Genomic DNA, 3,086 nt, shown 5'->3' on the forward strand with positions numbered 1-3,086 from the left:
AGCGCACACTGAGCGAAAGGCCCTGCCGCTCATGGACACCACAGTCAGCTGCGAACTGCACCTGCGCCTCATTCTGTCGAGTGAGTCTTCCCTGCCGGTCCGGGCGAGTCTGCGGTATGACACGGCCGACCCCTACGCCGTGCGTGCCGCCTTCCACACCGGAGCCGAAGTAGCCGTGGAGTGGGTGTTCGCCCGCGAACTCCTCACCGCCGGCCTCCACCGCCCCGCCGGGATCGGTGACGTCCAGGTCTGGCCGTGCCGCAGTCGTGGCCTGGACGTCGTGTGTATCGCCCTGACATCCGAGGAGGGTGAGGCGCTGCTTCACGCCCCGGCGCGGGTCTTGGAGGGCTTCCTGGAGCGCACGGCCGCCGCCGTGCCGCCCGGCACGGAGCACGGTCACCTGTGCCTCGACGAGGAGCTCTCGTGCCTCCTGGCGGAGAGCTAGGGCAAGACGTCCGCCCGTGCCGTCGCCGCAGGGTGACGGCACGGGTCGCCGGACAGCACGCCAGCGCTCCCGCCCTCTCCACCGGCCCCCGGCTCCACCGGAAGCCGTCTCCCGAAAGCCACCGCCGCGAACGCCCAGGAGGCACCGTTCATGAACCGTGACAGCCTGACCATCGAGACCCCGGCCGGCCCCGTGCACGCCACAGCAGGCCCCCTCCAGGACGACGCCGTCGTATTCGAGCTGGGCGGCGCGATGCGCGGCCAGGTGCACGTCACCGGAACCCACCACCCTCAGCACTGGGACCGGTTCACCTCCGTGCGCGCCTGCCTCGGCCCCGTCAACGCCTATCAGGACACCGCCCCCGACGACACGCTGCCCCGCCTCGCCCGCGGCAGCAGCGGCTACCGGGGAAGCCTCAAGCTGTATATCGACGTTGTGGGCCGCCCCGAAGTGTCGGTGTACCCGATGGAGACCGCCGCCGGTCACGAGCCGTCCCCGAAAACGGCCGCGATGCTCACCGCCGTCTTGCAGGCTTGCGCCGAGCACGTCATGCAGCGCGAGGACCTGCCCGCCATCCTCACCGCTTCCCGGCAGCGCGACACCCCGGCCCTGCTGCGCTTCCTGGCGTGGTCGGCCGCCCACCACCAGGCTGAGGCCGCCCGCTAGGAGCGGGAGGCCCGTACCGCCCGGCCCGCACTGCGTGCCGCCGTGGCCGCCTGGTGGACCGCGGCGCGATGGTTCAGCGTCTGCCCACACCCGGTGTTGCTGCTGGTGCTGGCCGACTACCCCGGTTCCCTTTCCCGCGCCGTCGCCGTCGAGCAGTGGCGGGGCCCCTACTGCCGCACCGCAGCCGCCCGCGAGCACGAGTACGCCCGCCGCGCCCAGACCGAGGCCGACTCCCTGCGCGCCCAGGCACGGGCCCGCTCACGCGGTCGCCGACCGGCCCCGGGCAGCGCCGCGCCGCAGGTGGAGCGTCCGTATTTCGTGGTCGGTCAGTGGAAGGGCGGCGGCGAGGTGGACGTCTGGCACGTCGAGGAAGCCCCGGCCGACCCGGACGCCCGGGCCGACGCCCACGAGCAGCACGCCAGCGACGCCGAGACCGCTTTCGGCAGCGTCAACGTTGTCTACGCCACCAGCCCTCAGGCCGCAGCCGACCAGGCCCGCTGCGAGGCGCGCCAGACCAGCGAGCGCATCCGCCCCTAACCCTTCCCCGGGGGGTGGCCTGCTGGCAGGCCACCCCCCGGGGGCACCCCCGCACGCATCGAAGGAATCGAAGGAAAGGTCTGATCATGCGTTGGTTGATGAGTCTGGGTGAGCGCACCCGGCCCGACGTGCCCCGGTACGCCGAATGCCCGGCCCCCGGCCAGGCGCGCGCGCTGGCCCTGGCCGACGACTTCGGCCAGCTCTTTTTCGTCCTGCGCCAGTGGCGGCAGGTCTACGGCGAGGAACTGACCGCCTGGGCAGGGCAGGTGCAGGCCGACGACATCAGCACCCTTCCCGCGGAGCTGATCGCCGCATGGGAGTGGGAGGGAGACGTCATCCGCCTGGACACCGAGCGCGGCGGCTACGTGCGGGTGTCCGACTACCGCGACATGCCGGAACGCCCGAGCGTCAGCGCCCGCGCCGGCACCCAACTGTGGACTACCACGCCCTGACCAGAGAGGCGATGCCGCATGACCGGCCAGCCGCGCCCATGGCGCCCCGAGGACTTCGACGACCACTGCGAGACGTGCGGCGCCCCACCGGGCCAGCTGTGCAAGCCGTGGTGCGACACCGGCTACACCGCCGACGACGCCCGCCACGACGCCGTCCGGCGCCAGGAGGCCGCCGACCGCGCCCGCACCCGCACCCGCCCCGCGGCTGCCCGCAGGCCGCACCGCCCCTGAATGCCCGACTGCCGCAGGAGGAGAGCACCGCCATGGCCGAGGAGCTGAAGACCCAGCAGCAGTTCGACGCGTTCGCCGAGGAGGTCGCCACCGCGCTGGGAACCCACTGCCGCACCGCGCCGCTGTCCGAGTACCGGCGGGGTCTGGCCCGGCTGATCGTCGACGACGAGGACCGCGCCCTGCGGCTGTGTCAGCCCGACGCCCGCCGCCCGCAGCGGCTGCAGGTCTTCGCCGGCCTGCCGGACGAGGAGCGGGTGGCGGCACCGTCGATCCAGGTGAGCACGATCAGCGTGGCTCATGTGGCCCGCGAGATCAAGCGGCGGCTGTACCCGCTGCACGCCCAGGCCATGGAGCAGGCCGCCCAACTCACCGCCTACCAGCAGGCCGAGGCACACGCCCGCCGCGCCGTCGCCGCAGCCGTGGCCGCCGCGCTCCCCGGCGCCCGCGTCGAGGAAGAACGCCGGCGCACCCGGATCTCCTGGCAGCACGTCCCCGGGCCCGCCGGGCAGCACCGCCCCGTCCAGGTCGACAGTCTGTCCGTGGTCGTCGGCACCTCCGGGGAATGGGTCCAGGTCGACGCCTGCGGCCGCCCCGATTTGATGATCCCCATGCTCACCGCCCTCACTCAGGTGCCACGGGAGTAAAAACATCAGGTCAGAGGTGGGTTCACACCCAACCAGGAAGAATTATTATTAGTAATGCGAGAGGGGTGCTCCTCCCCCTCCCCGCCCCCTCTCGCACCCTCACAACGGCGG

Annotated in this window: 6 protein-coding genes; all 6 read left to right on the forward strand. The window is 72.6% G+C overall.

Translation table 11 applies throughout. The features are described from left to right. Positions 1-31: 31 nt before the first annotated feature. The 6 genes from B7L92_RS38205 (at position 32) to B7L92_RS38225 (ending at position 2,975) form a co-directional block, all read left to right on the forward strand. Positions 32-445 (forward strand): SsgA family sporulation/cell division regulator, encoded by a 414-nt coding sequence (locus tag B7L92_RS38205; RefSeq protein WP_081241650.1) that lies wholly within the window; start codon positions 32-34, stop codon positions 443-445. A 150-nt stretch (positions 446-595) separates the two neighbouring features. After that, positions 596-1,111, forward strand: coding sequence for a hypothetical protein (locus B7L92_RS43365; RefSeq protein ID WP_255311360.1), 516 nt, complete (start codon positions 596-598; stop codon positions 1,109-1,111). 93 nt (positions 1,112-1,204) lie between these two features. Next, on the forward strand, positions 1,205-1,648 hold the full coding sequence (locus B7L92_RS43370; RefSeq protein ID WP_255311361.1) for a hypothetical protein: 444 nt from the start codon (positions 1,205-1,207) through the stop codon (positions 1,646-1,648). Between the two features lie 86 nt (positions 1,649-1,734). Then, positions 1,735-2,100: a hypothetical protein gene (locus tag B7L92_RS38215; protein WP_081241647.1), complete on the forward strand. Its 366-nt coding sequence runs from the start codon at positions 1,735-1,737 to the stop codon at positions 2,098-2,100. An 18-nt stretch (positions 2,101-2,118) separates the two neighbouring features. Beyond that, positions 2,119-2,331, forward strand: a complete 213-nt coding sequence (locus B7L92_RS38220; RefSeq protein ID WP_081241648.1) for a hypothetical protein — start codon at positions 2,119-2,121, stop codon at positions 2,329-2,331. 32 nt (positions 2,332-2,363) lie between these two features. Then, a complete protein-coding gene (locus tag B7L92_RS38225; RefSeq protein WP_081241649.1) occupies positions 2,364-2,975 on the forward strand; it encodes a hypothetical protein in 612 nt (203 codons plus the stop codon). The last annotated feature ends 111 nt before the right edge of the window (positions 2,976-3,086 follow it).

It is taken from the genome of Streptomyces viridosporus (genome assembly GCF_002078235.1).
Lineage (GTDB): Bacteria > Actinomycetota > Actinomycetes > Streptomycetales > Streptomycetaceae > Streptomyces > Streptomyces viridosporus.